Genomic DNA, 25,560 nt, shown 5'->3' with positions numbered 1-25,560 from the left:
TGAGGGTGTGCCGAACGTGGAAGACAGCAGCGCAATCAGTCGAACCGAGTTCGCCGAACTGCGCACCGAGTTCTCCCGATTCATGATGATGTACCAGTTCGGCATCGCCGAACTGATGACCAAGGTCAACATCCTCAAGGACGAGTTCACCCATATCAATCAGTACAGCCCCATCGAGCACGTGACCTCCCGGGTCAAGTCACCCGAAAGCATCTTGCGTAAAGCCGAGCGGTTAGGGATTCCCCTGACTATCGACGACATCTCGAAGAACATCTTCGACATCGCCGGGGTCCGCATCACCTGCAGCTTCATCTCGGATACCTACCGCATCGCCGAGATGCTCACCAGCCAGTCCGACCTGCGGGTCATCGAGCGCGAAGACTACATCGCCGACCCCAAGCCGAACGGCTACAAGAGTCTGCATCTCATCGTCGAGGTTCCCGTCTTCATGAGCGACCGGGTGCAATACGTCCCCATCGAACTCCAGATCCGAACCATCGCAATGGATTTCTGGGCCAGCCTCGAGCACAAGATTTACTACAAGTACAACCGTGAGGTCCCGATCGAACTGATCGACGAACTCACCGAGGCCGCCGCTGCGGCCCACCGGTTGGATGTGAAAATGGAGCGTCTCAACGACGAGTTCGCCAAAATCAAGGCGTTGCCGCATCCTGACGACGACCTCGTCGATCTGACCGTTCCGGCACACTTCCTCGAAGCATTGCGTCTGCAACGCGGTCTCTGACCGGGAACAGACAAAAGTGCGCCCTCCCATTCGCGAGGGCGCACTTTTCTGCTGGTGCGGACTATCTACTTCTTGCCCGTCACAGCTGCATAGCCGAGGGAGAGAACTGCCGCTGCCGCGATACTGATGATCCAGCGGATCCAGTCGATTCCGCCGGTGTCTCCCTTGTCCAGAAGACCCTCCCAAACCCAGTACCCGATCAATGCACCGGCAATACCGAGCAGGACGGTGATGATCATCCCCATCTGCTGCTTACCAGGAAGTACGAGTCGAGCAAGAATTCCGATGACTGCGCCGAAAATGATGGTTCCGATAATTTGCCCCATGACAGCCCCTCTCACATGTCGTGCACGCACGCGGACGAAAGATCACCGCTCAATCGAACAATAAACCACAGTTACAGATAACGGGTGCTCGTTGTCCGAATTATTGTCCGAGCTGCAACCTGCCATCCGCAGCATCAGTTGGCCCGCACGGCCATGATCCGACCCTCGCTCGAGCGCAAGAGCACCTGCTCGCCGGCCCATAACTCACGCGGCGTCGCCCACGTCTCGAACTGGCCGTCCCCATCAGGTTCGACTCGGATCTCCCAGGTACGCTTCCCCGTCCGAATATCTGCTCCGTAGACAATTCCCTCGTCCACGACGACGTCGCCTTGCCAGAAGATGTCGGCAGCACGCTCGGCGCTCGAACTCCACAGGACCTCACCGGTGAACAGGTCCACGAACTGAATTCCGGTCTCGGAACCACTGACCGCGATCACGTCGCCGATCACCGAAAGGGACTGCGCCACACCGAATACTTCGCGGTTGGTCCACAGCTTCTCTCCGGTCTTCCGATCGAAGCCACTGTCTCCCAATATGATTGGCGTCGAATCGTCTGACGGATTGTCATGGCTGTAGCGCCATTCGAAATAAGAGTTCGATCCAGTATTGACCGCATCTGCCCGGGCGAATTCATGTCCGTCCTCATCGAGTGCGTACTCGCTCGTCGCCTGCCCGACGCCCTCGCAGTCTCCTTCCGAAACCAAGGTGACTCCGTCGGATGATGTGTGGGTGGTCGAGCAGGTGGTGTAGTCGCGCAACCACTTTTGTTCGCCGGTCTTCGGATCGAAACCCAGCGTCTCGTCGAGAGAAATCAGACCCAAATTTCCGCGCACCGACAGAATGGGCTCGGTATAGCCGGCTTCCCAGGAGCCTCCGACGTCGAATGCCTTGGACCAGTTGGCGTCCGGGTCTTCGACCGTTCCGCTGTGGACACGAACATCGTTGCTTTCGATATCGCCTTCGAGTGCGAGAATGTCGTCGCCCGAGACAACGGCGACGATCGGTGACCATGGCGTGGCAATGTCCTTGCGCTCGCCCCTCTCGATGTCGAACAGCGAATAGCCGTCGGCGGACACGTACGGCCCCGAGAAACAGAACACCGAACCGTCGAGCAGAGTCGGGGAACACCCACCGATATCGGCGGCCGATGTTCGCCACCGAACCGTGCCGTCCGCGGCGTCGAGTCCCACCAATTCCGCGTCGTCGAGCGAGTACGCCTGCCGATTCGGCATACCGGCCATCGTCACGATCGTTGAGTCCGCGTCGATGAATCCGCCCATCTCCGTGTTGAAGTCAGTTCCGGTCAGAGGGCTTCGAAATACCGCGAACTCTCGCCCGAGAACCTCGGCGGCGTCGACGGACCACAAAGGCACTCCGTCGGCAACAGGCGTCGCGCGATTTCCGGCATCGATCACGGTGACAACTGCTGCGGTAACGGTGACTATTGCTGCAACTGCCGCGATCCGCAGACATGCTTTCGGAGAAAACCTGTTGGTCATCGAATCTCCAGGCCGTCGATGGTCGCGAGAAACTCCAACTGCTCGAAGGTCATCGGAGAATTCGGAGACGACGCCGACGAATAGACCGAGACCTGCGCCCCACTGGGACGAGTCAGAGTGACGTATCGACTCTGTTCACTCGTTGATTGACCGGCACCATCACCATTCCCCATCGGCATGACCGCGTAGTGGTGCTCGTCGCGCTCGACCACTGAACCGTCTGCGGTGGTGATCGACGAAATTGGATGCCCGTCATACGACGGGTCATACTTGTTCGGCGCCTTGGGAAGTGGTTGTCCGCTGCTGATCGATATCCTCAGAGTCACCTCATTGCTGCCCGATCGTGCAACAAGCTCCTGGCACGCTGTGCTGTTGTCACTCGCGGCCAGAACCAGTGCCCCGAGTGCCGGTTCGAGACTCGGCATTCCCGGAGGTGCAGCGCGCCATCCTGATTCGAGAGCTCTACCAAGCTCGTCTACAGTGCCGCGATCCAATTCCCGCCCTGTAGGTTCGATCGCGGATCCCTGACAGTCGGATTTCAATGGAGCAGTACCCACCGGAACGGGTGCAGTAGTCCGAAGTTGCGGAAGACTGACCAGAGTGATGAGTTCATCGACAGTCAACGGAACGGTGCCACTGATCTCAACCCCGGAGCCACCCTGGTAAACCGAATCTGTTGCATTCGCTTGGACCAAGGTTCCGTCCGAGCCGTAGAGAATCGCCGAACGAGAAAGAGTCCGAACACCATTGGTCTCACTCCACGTGTCCTGACCGTCGACGACGGAGCCGTCGGCCAAGGTGCGACGTTCGACGAGGGATCCGGCATAGCACGGTGGGATCGGAGCCGAACTCCGCTGGAGCCAGACATCAAGGCGGCCGAGCTTTCCGTCCCGGATCAGCGTTGTGGACGCACTGGTGGATGCCATATTTTCGATTGACATACCCTCGGGCAATTCATCTGAATCCGACGGCGCCGAGATCGGACCGAACTGGAGCGACTCACTCGGGCTGGCAAATTTCATCTGAACATGCTCGGGAAGTGCGCTCGCGAGCGCCGCCGACATCGCCGATGCCTTGGATTCGGAGAACCACGGAAACCGTGGATCGTCGTACGTCTCTGCGGTGTTCGACATGTAGGAGATCATGGACATCCCACCCTCTTCGAGGGCATCGACGCTCTCACAACCCGGAATGCTCGTCGGATACACCACAGTCGGTGTGACGTAGGTGTATTCCGAATTCGGATCGGGTGACTCCTCCTGAGCCTGAGGCGTCACGGCGACCGAAGTCGACGCGGCGAGGTCTGACTCCGAACCACTCCATCGATCGATCAGTCCGGCGAAGACAATCCCACCGGCCACCAATGACACGACGGTAAGGCCGATGGTCCACTTCTCCGTCCGATCGAAACCGGATTTCTTCTCGGCCACTAGCCCTCGCAGTCCGTCATAGGCTTGCCGAATGGGCGTTGCCTCTCCCCGGACCTGTCGCGTCGAAACCCAATTTCGTTACCGACCGAATGGTTTCTATTGACGAGAGAATTACTACACCCGGACAGGTACCAGATCCTCGTCCGGATCCTCCTCGATCGGAATCAAACGAATTGCTTCGCCCTCGATATCGACGTTGGGCAGGATCTTGTCGAGCCACGCCGGCAGTTTCCACGCAGAATCACCGAGTATCGACATAACCGCGGGAATGACGATCATACGAATGATGAAGGCGTCGAAGAAGACTGCCGCTGCGAGTCCGAAGCCCATCATCTTGCTGGCGGTTTCGGAAGACAACATAAACGCGCCAAACACCGAGATCATGATGATCGCCGCCGACGCGACAACTCGTGCGCCATGAGTGTAGCCCGAGATGATGGCTTCCTTGGCCGAGTGCCCGTGGACATATTCTTCGCGCATTCGGGTCACCAGGAATACCTGGTAGTCCATCGCCAGACCGAATACCACGCCGATCATGAAGATCGGCAGGAACGAGATGATCGGCGCAGTGTTCTGAATAAGCCCGAACGCGCCCTCCTGGAAGATCGCCACAGTTGCGCCGAACGTAGCGCAGATGGAGAACAGGAAACCCAGGGTTGCGGTCAGCGGTACCAGTAGCGACCGGAAGACAAGCATCAGAACGATGAAGGCTAGACCGACAACAACAATCAGGTAGGGCACCAGCGCGGAACTGAGTTTCGACGACATATCAGCCACGATTGCCGTTTGACCTGCAACGCCGAGTTCCGCTCCACTCGCCGACACCGTCGACTGATAGTCACGGATCTGGTTCATCAATTCATGTGTTTCGGGCCCACTCGGTGACATCTTCGGAGTGACAGCTATCAACGCCGAATTGGCGCCGGCATTCGGATTACTCGGATCAGTTCCATTGCCCTGCCACATCAGGACATCGGGCGTCGCCACGTTTGCCAGTCCCTTGATATGTGTGACGGTTTCGTCCGCGATCGGAGCGATATCAGTTCCGGCCGGTGCGTGGAGAACAACGAACAACTGACCGTTGACGCCTTCCCCGAAGCCTCGTTGCAGCAGTGCCAGTGCCGGACGCTCTTCGTCCTGGGTGAAGGACAGTCCGAGTTCCATCTTGGTCATGGGAAGCGCTGCGATCACCAAGATCAGCAGGGAGATCAGCGCAATCGGCCACGGATACTTGGTCACGAATTTCACCCAACGGTGCCCGTTCGATTCCAACGAAGCGGGTTCGTCGCCGTGCCGAACACCAGGTATCCGCGGCGAGAAGGCAATCCGGCCGAAGATAGCGAGGATCGCCGGAATCAGAGTGATTGCGCCGAGCACGGCGATAATGACGGCCACTGCTGCAGACAACCCCATCTGAGTGATCAGCGGAACGCCCACCACGGTCAGGGCGGCCATCGCAATCACCACCGTCAAACCGGCAAAAACCACCGACGTACCCGCCGTGCCCACAGCTCGGCCCACCGCTGCTTCGCGACTGCCCCCGAGGTTGAGTTCACTTCGATATCGCGACACGATGAACAACGCGTAGTCGATCGACACCGCAATGCCGATCATCGACACGATCGCGATAACGCCCTGATTGATATCGAATACACCAGCCCCGAGTGTGACCGTCAAGATCGCCAACGAAATCCCGACGATGGCGGTTACCAACGGAATGAATGCCGCAATGAGTGCGCCGAAGGCAATGATCATGACAATGAAAGCCACGGCAAATCCGAGCATTTCGGAAAGCCCGCCGGCCGCCTGCACCTGCATCATCGAGCCGGTGCCTTCCACCTGCAGTCCACCGGTCCGGAATTCTTCCAGGAGAGCCAGAAATGCCGTCTTGTTCGCCTGCGTCTGATCCTCGATCTTGATCGACTGTTTCAGCTGAATGAGTCCGACGTGTCCGTTGTCGCCGAGAACGAAGGCAGCGACCGACGGATTAGCCGCGGCAACGGTAACCGGGTTGACAATCAATTCAGGATTGACGACGTCCGGGAGCGTCTTCGCCTGTGCGACAAGCCTGTCGATCTGATCGCTGTGAGCTGCGAGTCCATCGTCGGCGGCCACAAGAATGCTGGTGGTGGCCTGGCTTTGTTGCTTCGACGCGGCCGCGAAGTTCTCGTTCATCAACTCGGTCGCACGCTGGGAATCTGTGCCCGGGAGATTGAATTCCTTCGAGAACGTCGGTTGTGTTGCCGCTACGGTGCCGCCGATGACGGCAATCACGAGAATCCATGCCGCCACCACCAAATACTTGTGACGGAAAGAGAACTTGCCCAATCTGTACAGGTACGTGGCCACTGAGGACGCTCCCTACTATTCAAAACCGGCAAAACTCACATTGAAGACAACGTACCGTGTTGCCCCATCACTACTATTGCCATTGCGTATCAACGTCACAACTTCTTTAGCTCCACGAAATCGGAAAGGCTCTCGCATGCCTCCTTCATCGCCGATCGACATCGATCGACTTCGAGCTGCTCAACTACGCCTCGACGCGATGGGGCCGCGACTGACGGGTACCGAGTCGCACCGAATGCTCGTCGAGGAAGTCGCTGCCGAACTGACTGGTCTGGGCCTCGAGGTTCGTCGTGACACCCAAACCTTCGAGCGCTGGGATCTGCCGACAAGCGCCGACGGACTTCGCATCGACTTGACCGACGGATCTGTAGCCGTCTCCTCCGCCTTCCCCTATTCAGGGATCACCGGCCCGGCCGGCATCAGTGCGCCACTCGTTCTCCTGAACACCAAGCGGCCGCGATGGTCGCGGGCCAAGGGCGCGATCGCTGTCATCGAAGTCCCACACATCGATGTGCCGCGAAAGTTTCTGGTCAGTGAATGGGGCCCGATCACGACCGACGAAATGGTCCGGAACCCAGTACTTTCTGCAACTCTGTTGGGTCCGAAACTTGCCAAGGCCCGTAAAGCCGGCGTGCTCGGCGTCATCGCGGTGTGGCGTGACATCGCACCCGACAATGCTCGGGGCCAGTACCTTCCGTTCACCGAGCCGTACCACGACATCCCGGCTGTGTGGGTGGCCGGCGACGACGCCGCGAAAGTTCTGGCTGCTGCTCGCACCGGACAGAAGGCGACGCTGGTGCTCGACGCGACCCTGCACCCCGGAACGACAACGGACACGGTGTGGGCGGTCTCCCCCGGTAGCTCACCCCGCGAGACGATTCTGGTAATCACGCACAGCGACGGTACCAACGGCGCCGAGGAAAACGGCCATCTCGGATTGCTGGAGCTAGCGCGTCATGCTGTGGCACAACCCCATCGACGGTCGTATGTCTTTGTTTTGACCACAGGCCACCTCCGTATCCCCGCGGTGTCGAAACACGGGCAGGCGACGTCCACCTGGCTCGAGGCTCACCCGGAGATGTGGAAAGGCGAAGGTGGTCAAGCTCGCGCGGTCGCCGGAATTGCCGTTGAGCATCTCGGCGCACTCGGCGATACCGAGGACTTTGCAGCCGGCACTTACACGTTGGACGCCACCCCGGAGCCTGAAGTGCTGTATGCGACCAGCCGCGAAGTTCACGACATCGTTGCGCCGTTGTGGCGTGATATCGGTTCGGGTGACCGGCGGATCGTGGCGCCTTCACCCGTCGTTCATTTCGGCGAAGGTGAACCGCTGTTCGAGCGGAAGATTCCGACCGTCGCCTTGGTGACGGCACCTCAGTATCTTCTGGCGCTGCGCAATTCGGATGCGCCGACGCATGTCGACGTCGATGCGATGACCAAACAGATTCAAAGCTTCCGCGACGTGCTCGACGCTTTCGACGGAACAGATTCGGCGGCATTCGGATCCGTTGTCAGTTGGTCGGCATTTGCCAAGTTCTCGACGTTGCTGCAGATGATGCAGGTTTTGTCGAGGGCCAAGAAGTAACCGCTGTGCGCCTTTATTGACCGCCCGCGGTAAATAAAGGCGCACAGCAGGTCTCCTTACTTGTCGTGAATGATCACGCCGCGGATGTTTTTTCCGTCGCGCAGATCCTGGTAGCCCTCGTTGACCTCTTCGAGGCTGTAGGTCTTGGTGATGAGCTCGTCGAGCTTGAGCTGGCCGGAATCGTAGAGACGGAGCAGTCGCACGATGTCGTACTGCGGATTCATCGATCCGAACAGGCTGCCCTTGATCGTCTTCTGATTAAGCGTCAGATCGGTGCCCGATACGTGAACGGTGAGCTTGTCCGGAGCTGCCAATCCGGTGATGACCACAGTGCCGCCTTTGCCGATCACGGCAGTTGCCGCGCTGACGACGTCCTCGTCGACAGTTCCGACCAGAATCAGTGCTGCGTCGGCGCCCTGGCCCCAGGTCAATTCGTTGACCTTGACGGCGGCACTCTCGGCGTCGGCAAAGGCATGTGTAGCACCGAATTTCAGAGCGGTCTCACGCTTGAGCTCAATCGGATCGACAACCACAACGTACTTGCACCCCGCAGACACGGCACCCTGGACTGCGTTGATACCCAGTCCACCGATTCCGTAGATCACTGCTGTGTCCCCGGCGCGAAGGTTGCCGGCGTTGACGGCGGTGCCCCAACCGGAGGGAACACCACAACCGACAACTACCGCCGTCTCCAACGGGAGCCAGTCGTCGATCTTCACTACCGAGTGCTGCGAGATCGTTGCCCGCTCGGAGAAGGTGCCGAGCATGCACATTCCGCCGAAATCGAGTCCGTTGCCATGGAATCGGAAGGAACCATCCGTCATCGAACCCTCGAGGATTGTGGCACCCATGTCACAGAGATTCTGGCGACCGGTCGAGCAGTAGCGGCACGTACCGCAATTGGGAATGAAGCTACACACGACGTGATCGCCCGGCTTGACCTTGGTGACACCGGGTCCCACCTCTTCGATGATTCCTGAACCTTCGTGCCCGCCGACGATGGGATAGCGCGGCGGAAGATCACCGTCGGTGAGATGCAGATCCGAATGACACAGTCCGGCAGCGGTGTACTTGATCAGTACCTCGCCGACACCCGGACCGTCGAGGTCGAGTTCCATGATCTCGAAAGGCTTTCCGGGCTCGAGCAGTACAGCAGCTTTGGTCTTCACTGGTGATCTCCTTGATTGTCGGACGTGCGGAGGTGAATGCGGGTCGATCAGAGAGCGATATTGACGGCTTTCGTCTGGGTGTAGAGGTCGATTGCGGACGCACCGAGTTCGCGGCCCCAACCGGATTGCTTGTATCCACCGAACGGCATTGCGGTATCGAATCCGTTGTACTGGTTGATCCACACCGATCCGGCCTTCAGGCGCTTTGCCGTGCGGTGAGCCTTGGAGATGTCGCGAGTCCAAATGCCTGCCGCCAAGCCGTAGATGGAATCGTTTGCGGCAGTGATCGGTCCGTCGTCAGCGTTGAAGGGAAGCGCCGCGACAACTGGTCCGAATATTTCCTCCTGGACAATCGAGAATTCGGGCTTGACGTCGACGAAGACGGTCGGTTCAACGAAGTAGCCCTGATCGCCCCAACGCTTGCCGCCGGTGAGAGCGCGGGCACCGTCGGCGATTCCCTCGCGGAGGTAGCCGGTGACCTTGTCGAACTGCTCCTGCGAAACGAGTGGTCCGAGTTGGGTGGTGGGATCGAGTCCCGGTCCGATCTTCACCTGACTCGCAGCGTGAGCGACGGCTTCGGTGAACTTCTCGAAGATCGAATCCTCGACGTACAGACGCGTGCCGGCAACACAGCACTGACCGTGGTTGAACAGCCACGCATTGAGTGAACCCTCTACCGCTGCATCAAAATCTGCGTCGGCGAACACGATGTTGGGACTCTTGCCACCGAGTTCGAGAGTCACCTTCTTGAGATTGCCCTTGGCCGCGTCGACGATCTTCTTGCCAACCTCGGTCGAACCCGTGAATGCCACTTTGTCGACATCGTCGTGACCGGAGAGGGCTGCGCCGGCGTCACCGAAACCGGGAACGATATTGACGACGCCCGGCGGGAAGCCTGCCTCCTCGAAAACCTCGGCCAAAAGCAGTGCGGTCAAAGGTGTCTGCTCGGCAGGCTTGAGGATGACGGTGTTACCGGCCGCGAGTGCGGGTGCAAGCTTCCAGGAGGACATCAGGAGGGGGAAGTTCCACGGCACGATCAGACCGCACACGCCGATCGCCTCACGCAGCGTGTAGGCGTGAAATTCTCCACCAGGCGAGAACGGCATGGACACGTTGACCGTGCTGCCCTCGATCTTGGTTGCCCAACCCGCGTAGTAGCGGAAAACATCTGCAGCCCAAGCAACATCGACGGCGGTCGCAATTGCGACGGACTTTCCGTTGTCCAGCGCCTCGAGTTGGCCGAACTCCTCGGCGCGGGCGCTGAGGATGTCACCGACGCGCCAGATCATCCGCTCACGCTCGTTTGCCTTCATTCGTGACCAGGGTCCGTCCTCGAAGGCGCTACGAGCGGCGCGTACTGCCCGGTCGATGTCCTCGGCCTGCCCGTGAGCGACATCGGCAAGTTTCTGGCCGTCGGCCGGATTGTAGGTCGCGAAGGTCTTTCCCGTTGCCGCGTCGACGAATTCGCCGTTGATATAGAGCTTCTTCGGTCCGTTCAGGAAACTCTGAACCGCGGGGCTGATGGTGTGTTCGGCTACAGCCGTCATCGAAAACTCCTCTGAAGTAGTCACGTGCGAATGTGATGCACGCCATACTTCCTCGGTTCCGAGGGTCCTAACTGTCCGAAGTTTGTACACACACTGTGCACAGAGAGCTAGGTGGTGATATCCAGCGCCCGCATGCGCGTATACAGCGTGCTGCGACTGATGCCGAGTTGCGCCGAGGCGTGAACCTTGTTGCCGCCACAGTCTTTCAGTGCCCCGATGATCGCTTGCCGCTCCGCCTTCTCACGGCCCGCCAATCGGGAAACCTTGGCTGTCGTGCGATATTCCTCCGGTAGGTCGGCCACGTCGATGCGATTGCTCGAGCGTTCCTCCGCGGCGCGCGTCAGCACTACTCGCAATTCGGCGAGGTTGCCTGGCCAATCGGCTGCCGACAGTGCTTCGACGGCACTGGCCGTAAGTCGTAGATCCGGCTGGATTCCGTCGAGCATCGCCTGGGCGAGATCCGGCACCTCGGATCGTCGATCACGTAGTGGCGCAATGCCTATCCTGAATGTGCAACGCGACATCAGTGCGGCTGTTGTCGGCGGAAGTTCAGGCGCAGGCCCACTGGTCAACAAGATCCGAAGACCGTCGACGCTCGAATCGATCAGGTCGGCTACCAAGGGCACAACGGAATCCGGTAGCAACTGAACCTGTTCGATCACCACTGTGCCGGTGCGCCGACGCGTGGCCTTCACCAGATTGGTGATCCATTGTTCACGACCCTCGATTGCGGCGCTGGTGGCATCGAGCCATCTCACGTCGACATTCCCCGCCACATCAGCAGCCGCTGATGTGCGGCCGGAACCTGCCTCGCCCGAGATCGCAACTGCCGCCGACGACCCGCGCGCACGCAACAGATCTCGGCGCACCCTTTCACCGGGAGACGGCGCCCGTTCCTGCGTCCGCCGGATAGGCATACGCTCGCGCGCAAGCGGTTCCACCAGGAAAACCGCTCCCCCGTCGGCGCCCGAAATCCTGTCTGCCTGGACACGCGCCAGCGCCCCTGAAGCCAATTCCACTGTGACCAATCGAGATTGATCCGGGCGCAGGTCGGCAACCAAGGAACGCAATGACGCATGATCCGCCGCCTCCAGCAGGTCCAGCGCAGTCCGGTTGCTCAGCAGAATGTCGTCACCGATTGCTGCAACTGCGATCTGACGTTGATGGGATACACGCTGAAAGGCGTCGACCAAGCGCTGTTCCGAGGCCTTGGAACCTTCCAACAATCGCTTCTCGATGTCTGCGGCTGCCCGGGCCAGAAAGGGCGCGAACAGTGGATTCGCTTGGGAAACAACACCCGTCATGTCCAGGATGCCTTCTACCCGGCGGGTGACAGGATGCAGGATCGGCTGACCGTAGCAACTCAACCCTTTGAGGCTGTCGAGGAAGTGCTCGTCTCCGTGGATGACGATGCTGCGACCCATTTCCAGCGGCGTACCGAGCGCATTGGTGCCGGCATGTTCCTCACCGAACCGTGATCCGTTGACCACACCCAATTCTTCGATCGTCCGCTGGACGGAACTGTTCGAGTACACCGAAGCAACGACGCGGCATTCCCGATCTGCAAGCAGGACGCAGAATCCGGTACCGGCGATCTGCTGTGACACCTCGTCGAGAACCGGGGTCGCTGCTCGCAGTAGTCGACTCTCGCTGTCCTGGTCCGCGGCATCCACGGCAATGGCTGCGGACGGGTCGACTCCGCTCAGTCTCGACCGCTTCCAGGAGAGCGCAATCTCGGGACGAACCGGACCTTGCTCTCCTGAAATGTCAGGCACGACTCAGCCCTGCCCGATCAGTTCAATTGCCAACTCTCGCATCGCGATCTTGCGCACCTTTCCGGTGACAGTCATCGGGAACTCGTCGACCACGTGGACATAACGCGGAATCTTGTAGTGCGCCAACTTTCCCGCGCAGAATGCGCGTACAGAATCGGCGTCGAGTTCGGCGGCGCCCTCGCGCATCTGAATCCACACCATCAGTTCTTCGCCGTACTTCGCGTCGGGCACACCGATCACTTGTGCGTCGAGAATGTCGGGATGGGTGTACAGGAATTCTTCGATTTCGCGCGGGTACACGTTCTCGCCGCCGCGGATAACCATGTCCTTGATGCGTCCGGTGATCGCGACGTAGCCGCCGTCGTCCATGACGCCGATATCTCCAGTGTGCATCCATCGCGCGGAATCAATGGCCTCGGCTGTCTTCTCGGGGTTCTGCCAGTACCCGAGCATGACCGAGTATCCTCGCGTGCACAATTCACCGGGTTCGCCGCGCGGAACCGTCAATCCTGTTGCCGGATCAACGATCTTGATTTCGAGGTGCGGACCGACCCGGCCCACGGTAGCGGTGCGCTGACCGATGGTGTCATCGGAACGAGTCTGGAGGGACACCGGCGACGTCTCGGTCATGCCGTAGCAGATCGACACCTCGGTCATCCCCATCCGTTCGATGACCTGCTTCATGACCTCGACCGGACACGGCGAACCGGCCATGATGCCGGTTCGCAGACTCGACAGATCGAAAGACTCGAAGTCCGGTAGCGCCAACTCCGCAATGAACATGGTCGGCACCCCGTACAACGACGTGCACTTTTCTGCCTGTACCGCTTCGAGTGCCGCGCGCGGATCGAAGGCCGGACTCGGAATTACCATGGCTGCACCGTGACTGGTGCAGGCAAGGTTGCCCATCACCATCCCGAAGCAGTGATAGAAGGGCACCGGGATCGCAACCCGATCGTTCTCGGTGTAGTGGCACAGCTCCCCGACGAAGTAGCCGTTGTTGAGAATGTTGTGGTGGCTGAGCGTCGCTCCCTTGGGGAAACCGGTAGTGCCCGAAGTGTATTGAATATTGATCGCGTCGTCGGCCGAGAGAGCAGCCTGGGCGGAGGCCAGCGGACCCGGGTCCGTAGCCTGCGCTGCGGCGCCTTCCTCGAGGAGGTCATCCCAATCCGAAGAGCCCAGCAGGATCACCGACGTCAGGTCCGGACACTGCGGCCGGACCGTGTCGATCATCGCCGCGTAGTCGGAGGTCTTGAAACTCGGAGCCGATACCAGTACCGAGATCGCGGCCTGCTCGAGTACGTATTGCAACTCGTGTGAGCGATAGGCAGGATTGATGTTCACCAGGATCACACCCAGCTTCGCAGTGGCGTACTGCACGAACGTCCACTCCGGGCAGTTCGGGGCCCAGATGCCCACTCGATCACCCTTCAGCACGCCTCGCCCGATCAACCCGGCCGCCAGCGCATCCACCGCGGCCCCGAATTCGGAATACGTCCAGCGTCGCCCGCTCGCGTGATCCACCAAGGCATCACGGTCGCCGTGTGCAGCAACGGTGCGATCGAGATTGTCTCCGATGGTGTCACCCAACATCGGGCCATCCCAGACGCCTGAGGTGTAGCTGGGTAGGGACGCGCTCATGTTTATGTCCTCTCCAGGCGCCCATCCAGGCACCTCTGCAAGAGTCCACAGTGGGCGGACCCTCACACTGACGAATTTACCCGCTCCACTGTGATCTACGACATAGTGCACGTCGTGGAGCGGCTGTAACTGTGCAGAGTTCGGACACCACCACTGAGTGCGCCAACCGCAACGGGACAGACTGTAGTGACCTGGCCCACTACCCCGTCACCCCCGCAAAGGGGTGAAAATCTCCTTCTTCGGGGGGTCTGAAACGGGCTACCCAACGCAGCTCCACACGGCCTCGCAGCCGTGTGGAGCCAGCTCGTCAATGCTTGGTGACCCGTACCGACCGGAGCACATCGTCCACGATCGGTCCCACCATTTCCAGGGATTCCGGAGACGTCATCAGCCAGTGCGTCGTGGGTACGCCATGGTTGCGGACGTTCCCGGTCACGGCCGACTCCCACCCGGACGCGGCCACCCGGCCGCTCGGATCATCGGACTCTGCGGTGAAGAACACCACGTCACCGTCGAACGGTTCAGGTTGGTACTCCCACATCATTCGGGAGTTTCGTGAAGCGCCCTGCATCATCCGTTCAATTGTCGCGGCCGAGTCTTGCGCTGATTGTCCGGTCATCCCGGCAAGCAACCCGGCCACGCTCCGCTCATCGAGCACACCCACAGCGTCAACCTCAGGTATCGCGATGCCGAGTCCGCCCAATACGTCATTCATCGTGACAGCCTGTGCGGTGTCCTCAGCCGGACGGCTCGACGAGGTGAAGCTGTCCATCATCGCAAGCAGTTCCACTTCCTCGCCGGCGCGCTGCAACTGAACTGCCATCGAATGAGCGATGACACCTCCCAACGACCAGCCGAGCAGACGGTACGGACCGGAGGCCTGCACCTTCCTGATCTCCGAAACGTAGCGAACGGCAACCTCGTCGATTGTTTCGGGAGCGAAGTCACTTTCGCGAATCGCGGGATTCTGCAGAGCGTAGATCGGTGTTTCCGAATCGAGGTGCCTGGCCAGTCCGGCATAGGACCAACCCAGTCCCACGATCGGGTGCACGCAGAACACCGGTGACGCACTTCCGGATTCGCGGATCGGGAACAAGACGCCGAGTCCGTTGTCATGACTGTCCCCACCTTCAGCGTCGAGGCGTTGCGCAAGTACCTCGACAGTGGAGTTCGAGAACATCAACGCAACGGGGACATCGCGGCCGAGTATCACCCGGAGCCGAGCTGACACCTGGACCGCGATCAGCGAGTTGCCGCCGAGGTCGAAGAAATCGTCGTCGAGACCCACTTCTTCGACGCCCAGAACATCGGCAAAGACTGACGCAACAGCGCGCTCCGTCTCCGTCGAGGGAGCCCGGAAAACCTTCGCCTCGAACACCGGATCCGGCAACAACTTCCGATCCAACTTGCCCGACGCACCCAACGGAAACGCATCCAACACCAACACAACATCCGGCACCATATAGCCCGGAACCCGCTGCGCCACCGCACCCTTCACCGCATCGACATCAACCGCCACCCCGGCGGCCGGCACCACATAACCCACCAACTGCTGACCCAGCACACTCTCCCGAACCAACACCACCGCCTGCGCCACCGACTCCTGCGCCAGCAACGCAGCTTCGATCTCCCCCAACTCGATTCGCAACCCGCGCAACTTCACCTGGAAATCGGTACGACCGATGTACTCGACCTCACCAAAACCATTCCAGGACACCAAGTCACCCGTGCGATACAACCGCGCGCCCGGGTCGAACGGGTTCGCCACAAACCGATCCGCCGTCAAATCAGCACGACCCACATACCCTCGCGCCAACTGGGTGCCCGCCAGATACAACTCACCCGGAACACCCACCGGCACCGGCTGCAAACGCGCATCCAGGACGTACACCTGCGTATTCCACACCGGCGCACCGATCGGGACACTCAGGGTGTCGGCAGCCGTGACCTCATGGAACGTCACATCCACCGCAGCCTCGGTCGGCCCGTACAAGTTGTGCAACCGCGCATCCGAAAGTGCCCGGAACGCTGCCGCCGAACTCGCCGGCAACACCTCACCACTGCAGAACACCTGACGCAACGACCCACACTGACCCGCCGGCGCCACCGCCGTGAACATCGACAGCATCGACGGCACGAAGTGCGCGACCGTGACGGATTCGTCGAACATGAGCTGCGCCAAATAGATCGGATCGCGATGCCCGTCCGGCTTCGCCACCACCAACGACGCACCAACCTGCAACGGCCAGAAGAACTCCCACACCGACACGTCGAACGTCGCCGGCGTCTTCTGCACCACCGCGTCTGCCGCAGTCAACTCGTACTCCGCCTGCATCCACAACAACCGATTCACAATCGCACTGTGCGCGACCGCAACACCCTTCGGTCTACCCGTCGAACCCGAGGTATAGATGACATATGCCGTCGACGCCGGATCCAGCACCCGGATCCGATCCGCATCCGTAACCGGAGCGTCGTCGAAACCCGACACATCCATGGCGTCCAACGTCAACACCGGCATACCCGCAGGCAACACAACGTTGTCCCGCGAAGTACTCAACACGCACACCGGGGCCGCAGACTCGAGCACATACTCGGTACGCGCCAATGGATGATCAGGATCTATCGGCAGATACGCACCACCGGCCTTGACGATCGCGTACATCCCGACCAACAATTCCACACTGCGCCGCATCGCCAAACCGACCAACGACTCCGAACCAACACCCTCAGCGATCAACCTGCGCGCCAACCGGTTCGACCGCGAATCAAGCTCACGGTAAGTCAGCGATTCACCCTCGAACACCAACGCCACCGCGTCCGGAGTCCGCAAGACCTGGGCGTCGAACAAGGACACCAACGTACCGTCGGCAACTACCTGACCCGTGTCATTCCACTGTTGCAGGACAAGTCCACGCTCATTCCCATCGAGGATGTCCACATCACCGACCGCAATCGACGGATCTTGTACTGCTGCCTCGAGTATCCGTACGAACCGCTCGGCGAAAAGTTTGATCGTCGACGTGTCGAACAAATCGGTGGCGAAGGTGAAATTTGCTGCCATACCGTTCGACTCGCCCGACTCGTCGAGAGTTTCCGCAAGAATCAACTGCAGATCAAACTTCGCGAAGTTGACGTTCGAGTCCACCCCCGAAACCTGGAGGCCTGGCAATTCGAACGAACCGCGTTCGTGATTCTGGAACGACAGCATCGTCTGGAAAAGTGGATGCCTAGCCTGCGACCGCACCGGGTTGAGCACTTCGACCAACCTCTCGAATGGCACGTCGCTATGTGCGAACGCCTGCAGGTCTGCCTCCCGTGTCTGCGCCACCAGTTGGGAGAATGTCATTGCCGGATCGACCTGTGCTCGCAGCACCAGTGTGTTGACGAACATGCCGACCACATCGTCGAGCGCCTGCTCACCGCGGCCTGCCACGGGAGTGCCGATGGCAATATCGGTGGTCGCGGATAATCGTGCGAGCAGAACGGCCAGCGCGGAGTGCATCACCATGAAGAGCGTCGAATGACTCGCACGTGCAAGCACATTAAGATCTCGCAGCAAATCAGCGCCGATACCGAAGTCGAACACATCGCCGCGATAGCTCTGTACTGCCGGGCGTGAACGGTCAGTCGGAAGATCCAACTGATCCGGCAACCCGGACAGCTTTGTCGTCCAGTAGTCGACCTGCTCCGAAATCAACGACGCCGGATCGTCAACTGAACCGAGAACCTCACGCTGCCACAGCGCGTAATCCGCGTACTGCACCGGCAACGGGGTCCAGCCGGGAAGTTGCCCCTGTGCCCGCGCCAGGTATGCCACCACGACATCCCGAGTCAACGGCGAGATGGAGAAGCCGTCACCCGAAATGTGGTGCACAACCATTGCCAGCACAAATTCGTCTTCGGCGAGATGGAAGAGCTTTGCTCGCATCGGCGCCTCCACAGTGACATCGAAGCCACGTGACAGAAATGCGGTTACCTCGGATGGGAACTGTTCTTCCTCGACAACGGCTGGCGTCAGATCGGGCGCCACCTGAGATGCAGGCACGATCACCTGCCGAGCACCGAGTTCGTCTTCGGGGAATATTGTTCGCAGTGCTTCGTGCCGCTCGACCACGTCGGTAACGGCCGCTTGAAGTGCTGGTACATCCAGTGCCCCCGACAACCGTATCGCCGCCGGGATGTTGTCCACGGCCGAGGTGGGATCGAAGCGGTTGAGGAACCACATCCGCTGCTGCGCCAGCGACAACGGAATTCGATCCGGCCGAGCTCCGGCTTCGAGCACCACCCGAGGACGAGAATCATCGCCGGCCGCTTCGATCCGTGCCGCCAGATCCGCAACACTCGACGTTTCGAAAATCAACCGCACCGGTACGGTGGTACCCAACGCAGCACCGAGGCGTGCAACCACTCGGGTCGCCGTCAACGAGTTGCCCCCGAGTTCGAAGAAGCTGTCGTCCAACCCCACGGTATCGACTCCGAGCAGTTCGGCGAAGACAGCGGCAACCAGTTCTTCGATCGGATTACTCGCGGCCCGGAACGGACGGGCTTCGAACTCGGGCGCCGGCAACAGTTTCCGATCGATCTTGCCGTTGACGTTCAAGGGCAGTGAATCGAGAACCATGAACGAATTGGGCACCATGTAACTGGGAAGCGCCAGATTCAGTGCTTCTCGGAGTTCCCCTGAGTCCACCCGGCTCGTGCCTACCGGAACCACGTACGCCACCAGTTGATCACCGGTATGCGCATCTGCGCGTGCGACGACTACCGCCTGGGCAACCGACGGGTGGCCTCGCAAAGCAGATTCGATGTCGCCCAGCTCGATGCGGAATCCTCGGACCTTGACCTGGAAGTCCGAACGCTGCAAGTACTCCAGATTTCCGTCGGCACGCCAGCGCACCACATCTCCGGTGCGGTACAACCGAGAACCTGGCTGGGATCCGAAGGGGTCAGCCACAAATCGCTCGGACGTCAGGTCTGCGCGTCCGTGGTAGCCGCGGGCAAGCTGCACGCCCGACAGGTACAGCTCACCCGGAACACCCGCCGGCACCGGATGCAGACCCGCATCCAAGACGTACACCTGCGTATTCCATTGTGGTGTTCCAATCGGCACGCTCGCCCCATCGCCGTCCCCGGTGCGGTATGCGGTGACCGACACTGCAGCCTCCGTGGGCCCGTACAGATTGTCGAGGCGGGCAGAACTGGTCTGCCGGAACCGAACAGCAGTGGATCCGGGGAGTTCCTCACCGATGCACAGCACTCTGCGCAGCGAAGGCGACAAACCTTCGGATTCGTCGGCGAGCAACATCGACAACATCGACGGCACGATGTGCAAGGTTGTCACCTGCTGCTCCACCAGAAGTGAGCGCAGGTAGTGGGGATCTTGATGTCCGTCCGCGGTCGCTACGACCAATCGAGCACCCACCGACAGTGCCCACCAGAATTCCCAGACCGACAAGTCGAACGTTGCCGCGGTCTTGAGCAACACTGCGTCCGAGCCGTCAAGCTCGTAGTGAGATTGCTTCCATGCCAACTGATTGCAGATCGCGCGGTGCGAAACGGTCACGCCCTTGGGTCGACCAGTCGATCCGGATGTGAAGATGACATAAGCAGTGTTGTCGGGGCGCAGCGGTGCCAACCGCTCTGCGTCGACCACCTCCGTAGCGTCCAGATCGGAGATCGCCAGCCTGTCGATGTGTACGACCGGGACCGCGTACGACGCGCCGTCGTCATCGGCGGAGGTCGTCAGGACCAATACCGGTGCGGCACTCTCGACTACGTAGGCGGTGCGTTCTGCTGGATGATGAGGATCGAGCGGCACGTACGCGCCACCGGCCGCCACGACCGCATACATACCGACCAACAATTCGACCGACCGAGCCATGGACAGGGCGACACGGGATTCCGGACCAACGCCCAATCCGATCAGATGCCGCGCCAAACGATTGACCCGAGAATCGAATTCGGCGTACGAGAGTTCGGCACCCTCGAACACCACGGCAACTTCCTGCGGAGTTCGAGCCACCTGGGCGGCAAACGACGCTGCCAAGGTCGTCGCGGGAACATCGACTGCCGTGTCGTTCCATGTCGAGACGACGGCCTCTCGCTCTGTTTCACTCAGGACATCGATATCACCCACGCGGACTGCGGAATTCGTCGCGACAGTATCCAGAATTCGAGCGAACCGATCAGCAAATCCAGCGATAGAGCCCGCGTCGAACAAGTCTGTCGCATAGGTGAACGACGCTTGGATCGCTCCGTGAGCTCCCGCCTGATCGGCTTGGTCCACCAGGGTGAGATGGAGGTCGAACTTCGCTACATCGACGCCGGCATCGACGGCGCTGATCTCCAGCCCGGGAAGCTCGAATCGATTCTGTGCCATGTTCTGGAATGACAACGCGACCTGGACGAGCGGATGCCGCGCCGTCGACCGAGCCGGGTTGAGCACCTCCACCAATCGTTCGAACGGCAGATCCGAATGCGCAAACGCCGAGAGATCACAGTCCCTTGTCGCTGCCAACAACTCCTCGAACGAGGCGTTCGGGTCCACCTGCGTCCGCAGCACCAGAGTGTTGACGAACATTCCGATCATGTTGTCCAGCGCTGCGTCACCACGGCCCGCGATGGGAGTACCGGTGACGATGTCGGACGTTGCAGACAACCTCGCCAGCAATATCGACCAGGCTGCATGCGCAACCATGAACATCGTTGCATTGTGTGCGCGCGCAATGACTTCGAGCTGTTGGCGTACATGCGAACTTATCGAGAAGTGATGCTGCGCTCCCGCATTCGACATCACCGCCGGCCTCGGCCGATCTACCGGAAGGTCGATTTGTTCGGGCACGTCAGCAAGCGTGCGCTTCCAGTATTCGGCTTGCTGCGAGATCGCCGAATCCGGGTTGCTTTCATCTCCGAGAACTTCCCGCTGCCACAATGTGTAGTCCGCGTAGTGCACCGGGAGGGGCTCCCACGCCGGTTCATTGCCGTGAGCGAGCGAGGTGTACGCCACCATCAGGTCTCGAGTCAACGGGCCCATCGAGAAGCCGTCGGCACTGATGTGGTGCACGACAAACGCCAAGACCGTTTCGGTTGCGGAGATCGAAAACACGCCTACCCGTAGCGGGACTTCGGATGTCACGTCGAAACCATCCGATATTCGTTGCGCAACAGCCGGTATCAGCTCCGAATCGTCGACCCACACCGGTTCGAGATCGAGGACTACGCGCTCGGCCGGAAGCACCTCCTGGTACCCGACGCCGTCTACATCCGGGTACACCGTTCGGAGCGATTCGTGCCGGGCGACGACGTTGCGGATCGCAGATTGCAACGCACCGATATCTATCGTGCCGGAAAGCCTGATGACGGCCGGAATGTTGTTGGCCGACGAATTGGTATCGAAGCGGTTCAGGAACCACATCCGCTGCTGCGCCAACGACAACGGCACCCGAACTGGGCGCACCATCGGCACCAACGCCAAGCCTGCGCCTTCACCGACACCCGAACTCAACCGCGCAGCAAGCGACTCCACCATGGAATCCTCGAACAACACCCGTACCGGCACCGACATATCCAACGCCGCACCCAAACGCGAAACAACCTGCGTTGCCACCAAAGAGTTGCCGCCAAGCTCGAAGAAATCATCATCGAGACCCGTACGGGGCACACCGAGAACATCGGCGAACACAGATGCCACCGCCATCTCTACCGGAGTGACCGGCGCCCGAAACACCTTCGCCTCGAACACCGGTGCCGGCAACATCTTCCGATCCAACTTACCCGCACCCGTCAACGGTAACCGCTCGAGAACAACAATTGCAGACGGCACCATGTACCCCGGCAACACCCCCGCCACGAACTCCGTCAACTCAGCCGTATCGACCGAATCGCCCATAGCAGCAACCACATACGCCACCAACACCGTGACACCCGCAGTCGACTCCCGGCCCAGGACCACCGCAGAATCCACCGAACCGTGTGCCAACAATGCCGACTCGACCTCACCGAGCTCGATCCGGAAACCACGAATCTTCACCTGGAAATCACCACGACCCACATACTCGATCGCCCGGTCAGAAGTCCACCGCACCACATCACCCGTGCGATACATCCGAGAACCAGCAGCAGTGTACGGATTCGCCACAAACCGCTCCGCCGTCAAACCGAAACGATCCCAATACCCCCGAGCCACCTGAACACCCGAGACATACAACTCACCCGTCACACCCACCGGAACCGGACGCAAACGCTCGTCAAGCACCAACGCCGACATCCCACGAATCGGACCACCGATCGTCACCGCATCACCCGCTGACAACGCACCACTGATGTTCGTCGCGACCGTCGCCTCCGTCGGACCGTACGCATTGAAGAACCGGCGCCCACCCGAACCCGCACCCGTCCACGCACTCACCAACTCCGGCGAACATGCCTCACCGCCCACGATGACTACCCGCAGATCATCAAGACCCGCCGGATCCACCGAACCCAATGCCGCCGGCGTCACAAACGCATGCGAGACCCGCTCCGCGCGTAGCAACTGCGCCAACTCACTACCGCCGTACACCGACGGCGACGCAATCACCATCGCCGACCCAGCACCCACCGCCAACAACAATTCCAACACCGACGCGTCGAAACTCGGCGACGCAAAATGCAGCGTCCGCGAAGCACCGGTCAACCCGTACCGATCTACCTGTTCCGCACAGAAATTCGACACACCCCGATGCGTGACAACCACGCCCTTGGGCACACCCGTCGTCCCCGACGTGTAGATGACATACGCCGACGAATCAGGCCGCACCGGCACCGCCCGATCCACATCCGAGACCGGTGCCCCCGACACCGCACCCATCAGATCCGCGCACTCACCGGACCCCAGCACAATCCAATCCACATCCGAAGGCAACACCGACGCGAACTCCGCCGTCGTCAACCCCACGACCACACCCGAATCCGACACCATGTGCGCTACACGATCCGCCGGATACGCGGGATCCACCGGCACAAACGCCGCACCCGATTTCACCACCGCCCACAACGCCACCACAGACTCGAACGACCGTGGCACTGCCACCGCCACCCGATCCTCAACACCCACACCACGATCGATCAATACCCGTGCCAACCGTGACGATCGATCGTCTAGCTCCGCATACGTCAACGACGCACCCTCGAACACCAAAGCCACTGCCGACGGATCCCCCGCCACCGCAGCCGCAAAAACATCCGACAACGTCCCCGCCACCGACGCAGGACCACCATCGACCGCAGTCAATGACACCCACTCCGCCTCCGAGAGCACCTCCACGTCACCGACCACCACCAACGGATCAACCGCCGCAGCCTCGAGAATCCGCACCAAACGATCCGCGAAACCACGCACCGTCGCCTCATCAAACAGATCTGTGGCATAAGTGAATTGTGCCGAGATTCCGGTTTCTGCGCCGTCTTCACCCACTGATTCCGACAACGTCAACTGCAAATCGAACTTTGCGGCCGAACCCTCCATGCCGACCGAACTCACCGTTACACCGGGCAACTCAAACGTCGACTCGGTGAGGTTCTGGAACGACAAGGCCACCTGGAACAACGGATTCCGGGCCTGTGAGCGCGCCGGATTGAGCACCTCCACCAAACGCTCGAACGGCACGTCCGCATGACCGAAAGCCTGCAGATCCACTTCCCGAGTCGCATCCAACAATTCGGCAAACGTCCACCCCGGGTCGAGTTCGGTACGCAACACCAGGGTGTTGACGAACATCCCGACCAGATCATCGAGCGCCTGCTCACCGCGCCCCGCAATCGGGGTGCCGATTGCAATGTCGGGGGTAGCCGACAGACGCGCCAACAGAACGGCCAACGCCGAATGCAACACCATGAACAACGATGCATTACGGTTGCGCGCCAACGTATTCAAAGCCGAATGCATATTTGCATCGAGCACGAACGAGTACGTGGCACCGCGGTTCGACGCCACCGCCGGACGCACCCGGTCGGTGGGCAATTCCAACTGTTCCGGAAGCCCGGCCAACGCATTCGTCCAGAAGCCGACCTGTTGAGCGATCAGTGAATCAGGCTCGCTTTCACTGCCCAGGACCTCCCGCTGCCACAGTGCAAAGTCTGCGAACTGAACCGGTAGCGGTGCCCATCCCGGAGCGTCGCCGTGGGTGCGAGCGGCATACGCCACCATCACGTCCCGCAGCAGTGGCGCGACCGAGAAGCCATCGGCTGCAATGTGATGCACCACAAAGACGAGCACATGTTCGTCTTCGGCAACCTGGAACAGTGCAACCCGCACCGGCGGAGCAAGCGTGACATCAAATCCGCCCGCGACAAACGCCGCAACCCGTTCGACTACTTCGAAGTCGGAGACCACGACAACGCCGAACTCCGCGCCGTCCGTGCTGACCGGCAGCACGACCTGGCAACCGATACCGTCGTGTTCCGGATAGATGGTCCGTAGAATCTCGTGGCGTTCGATGACGTCCGAGATAGCGGCCTGCAGCGCACCGACATTCAACTCACCGGACAGACGAACAGCCGCGGGAATGTTGTTCACCGCAGACTCGGGATCAAAGCGGTTGAGGAACCACATCCGCTGCTGCGCCAAGGACAACGGCACCTGCGCCGGCCTCGCCTGCGGCGCGAGCGCCTTGTGTCCACCGGTACCGGTATGCGTGAGCAGACGAGCAGCCAGGGTGGCCACGGTTGACGCCTCGAACAACTCGCGGACCGGCACCCGCATCTCGAGTGCTGCGCCCAGCCGGGCTGCGACCTGGGTAGCGATCAACGAGTTGCCGCCAAGGTCGAAGAAATCGTCGTCCAGACCGACCCGAGTCGTACCAAGGACATCGGCGAACACACCGGCCACAATCTCTTCGACCGGTGTGACCGGTGCCCGGAATTCACGCACCTCGAACACCGGATCCGGCAACGCATTTCGGTCGAGTTTGCCAACCGCGGTCAACGGCACTTCAGTCAACGACACCACTGCCGAAGGCACCATGTAACTGGGCAGCGACTCCCCGACAAACGCGGTCAACGCTGCTGCGGAAAAGTGGTCGATCGATTTCGGAACCACATACGAGACCAACGCCGTAGCGCCTGAAGGCAACTCACGCCCCACCGTCACCGCAAACTCGACATCAGGATGCCCCGACAACACCGCATCGATCTCACCGAGCTCGATACGGAAACCACGCACCTTCACCTGGAAGTCACTGCGCCCCATGTACTCGAGTTCACCCGTAGCACTCGACATGCCGCCGATCCACCGCACCACGTCACCCGTGCGATACATCCGCGAACCATCCACCGAGTATGGATTCGCCACAAAACGATCCGACGTCAACGACGGCCGATCATGATAACCACGAGCCAATACTGCGCCCGCAAAATACAACTCACCCCTGGTACCTACAGGCACCGGATGCAGACGCTCATCGAGCACCAACGCCGTCACGCCCTCGATCGGCAACCCGATCGTCACCGGATT

General features: G+C 60.4%; 11 protein-coding genes (1 of these 11 running past the window's edge). 2 read left to right on the top strand and 9 right to left on the bottom strand.

Annotation, left to right across the window (positions count from 1 at the left end; genetic code table 11):
- Nucleotides 1-16: 16 nt before the first annotated feature.
- On the top strand, nucleotides 17-745 hold the full coding sequence (locus MTX36_RS11210; protein ID WP_374230467.1) for a GTP pyrophosphokinase family protein: 729 nt from the start codon (nucleotides 17-19) through the stop codon (nucleotides 743-745).
- 65 nt (nucleotides 746-810) lie between these two features.
- On the opposite strand, the gene MTX36_RS11205 is transcribed toward MTX36_RS11210, so the two are convergent.
- The 4 genes from MTX36_RS11205 to MTX36_RS11190 form a co-directional block, all read right to left on the bottom strand.
- Nucleotides 811-1,071, bottom strand: coding sequence for a GlsB/YeaQ/YmgE family stress response membrane protein (locus tag MTX36_RS11205; protein WP_243619815.1), 261 nt, complete (start codon nucleotides 1,069-1,071; stop codon nucleotides 811-813).
- Nucleotides 1,072-1,205: 134 nt separating this feature from the next.
- A complete protein-coding gene (locus tag MTX36_RS11200) occupies nucleotides 1,206-2,570 on the bottom strand; it encodes a PQQ-binding-like beta-propeller repeat protein (protein ID WP_243619814.1) in 1,365 nt (454 codons plus the stop codon).
- On the bottom strand, nucleotides 2,567-4,000 hold the full coding sequence (locus tag MTX36_RS11195; RefSeq protein ID WP_243619813.1) for a hypothetical protein: 1,434 nt from the start codon (nucleotides 3,998-4,000) through the stop codon (nucleotides 2,567-2,569). Before MTX36_RS11195 ends, MTX36_RS11200 begins: the two co-directional genes overlap by 4 nt.
- Nucleotides 4,001-4,114: 114 nt before the next feature.
- Nucleotides 4,115-6,349, bottom strand: a complete 2,235-nt coding sequence (locus MTX36_RS11190) for an MMPL family transporter (RefSeq protein ID WP_243619812.1) — start codon at nucleotides 6,347-6,349, stop codon at nucleotides 4,115-4,117.
- Nucleotides 6,350-6,485: 136 nt separating this feature from the next.
- Here MTX36_RS11190 and MTX36_RS11185 point away from each other — a divergent pair, with 136 nt between their 5' ends.
- A complete protein-coding gene (locus MTX36_RS11185) occupies nucleotides 6,486-7,934 on the top strand; it encodes a hypothetical protein (RefSeq protein ID WP_243619811.1) in 1,449 nt (482 codons plus the stop codon).
- A gap of 56 nt (nucleotides 7,935-7,990) precedes the next feature.
- On the opposite strand, the gene MTX36_RS11180 is transcribed toward MTX36_RS11185, so the two are convergent.
- The 5 genes from MTX36_RS11180 to MTX36_RS11160 form a co-directional block, all read right to left on the bottom strand.
- Nucleotides 7,991-9,103, bottom strand: a complete 1,113-nt coding sequence (locus MTX36_RS11180) for an NDMA-dependent alcohol dehydrogenase (protein ID WP_243619810.1) — start codon at nucleotides 9,101-9,103, stop codon at nucleotides 7,991-7,993.
- A 47-nt stretch (nucleotides 9,104-9,150) separates the two neighbouring features.
- Entirely contained in the window at nucleotides 9,151-10,650 is a 1,500-nt protein-coding gene (locus MTX36_RS11175; RefSeq protein ID WP_243619809.1) for an aldehyde dehydrogenase family protein, read from the bottom strand.
- 107 nt (nucleotides 10,651-10,757) lie between these two features.
- The gene (locus tag MTX36_RS11170; RefSeq protein ID WP_243619808.1) at nucleotides 10,758-12,425 is read right to left on the bottom strand and encodes a helix-turn-helix domain-containing protein; all 1,668 of its coding nucleotides are present in this window, start codon (nucleotides 12,423-12,425) and stop codon (nucleotides 10,758-10,760) included.
- Nucleotides 12,426-12,428: 3 nt separating this feature from the next.
- On the bottom strand, nucleotides 12,429-14,066 hold the full coding sequence (locus MTX36_RS11165; protein ID WP_243619807.1) for an AMP-binding protein: 1,638 nt from the start codon (nucleotides 14,064-14,066) through the stop codon (nucleotides 12,429-12,431).
- Between the two features lie 307 nt (nucleotides 14,067-14,373).
- Nucleotides 14,374-25,560 carry the 3' end of a non-ribosomal peptide synthetase gene (locus MTX36_RS11160; RefSeq protein ID WP_243619806.1) on the bottom strand. The gene runs 21,462 nt beyond the window's last position, so only the last 11,187 of its 32,649 coding nucleotides appear in the window; its start codon lies beyond the right edge, outside the window; its stop codon occupies nucleotides 14,374-14,376.

The organism is Rhodococcus sp. ARC_M6 (genome assembly GCF_022810305.1).
Lineage (GTDB): Bacteria > Actinomycetota > Actinomycetes > Mycobacteriales > Mycobacteriaceae > Rhodococcus_F.
This window is presented reverse-complemented; position numbering and strand designations above follow the sequence as displayed.

Coding starts and splice junctions, on each gene's coding strand:
- MTX36_RS11205 (WP_243619815.1), bottom strand. CDS start 1,071: ATGGGGCAAATTATCGGAACCATCATTTTCGGCGCAGTCATCGGAATT.
- MTX36_RS11200 (WP_243619814.1), bottom strand. CDS start 2,570: ATGACCAACAGGTTTTCTCCGAAAGCATGTCTGCGGATCGCGGCAGTT.
- MTX36_RS11185 (WP_243619811.1), top strand. CDS start 6,486: ATGCCTCCTTCATCGCCGATCGACATCGATCGACTTCGAGCTGCTCAA.
- MTX36_RS11175 (WP_243619809.1), bottom strand. CDS start 10,650: ATGACGGCTGTAGCCGAACACACCATCAGCCCCGCGGTTCAGAGTTTC.
- MTX36_RS11165 (WP_243619807.1), bottom strand. CDS start 14,066: ATGAGCGCGTCCCTACCCAGCTACACCTCAGGCGTCTGGGATGGCCCG.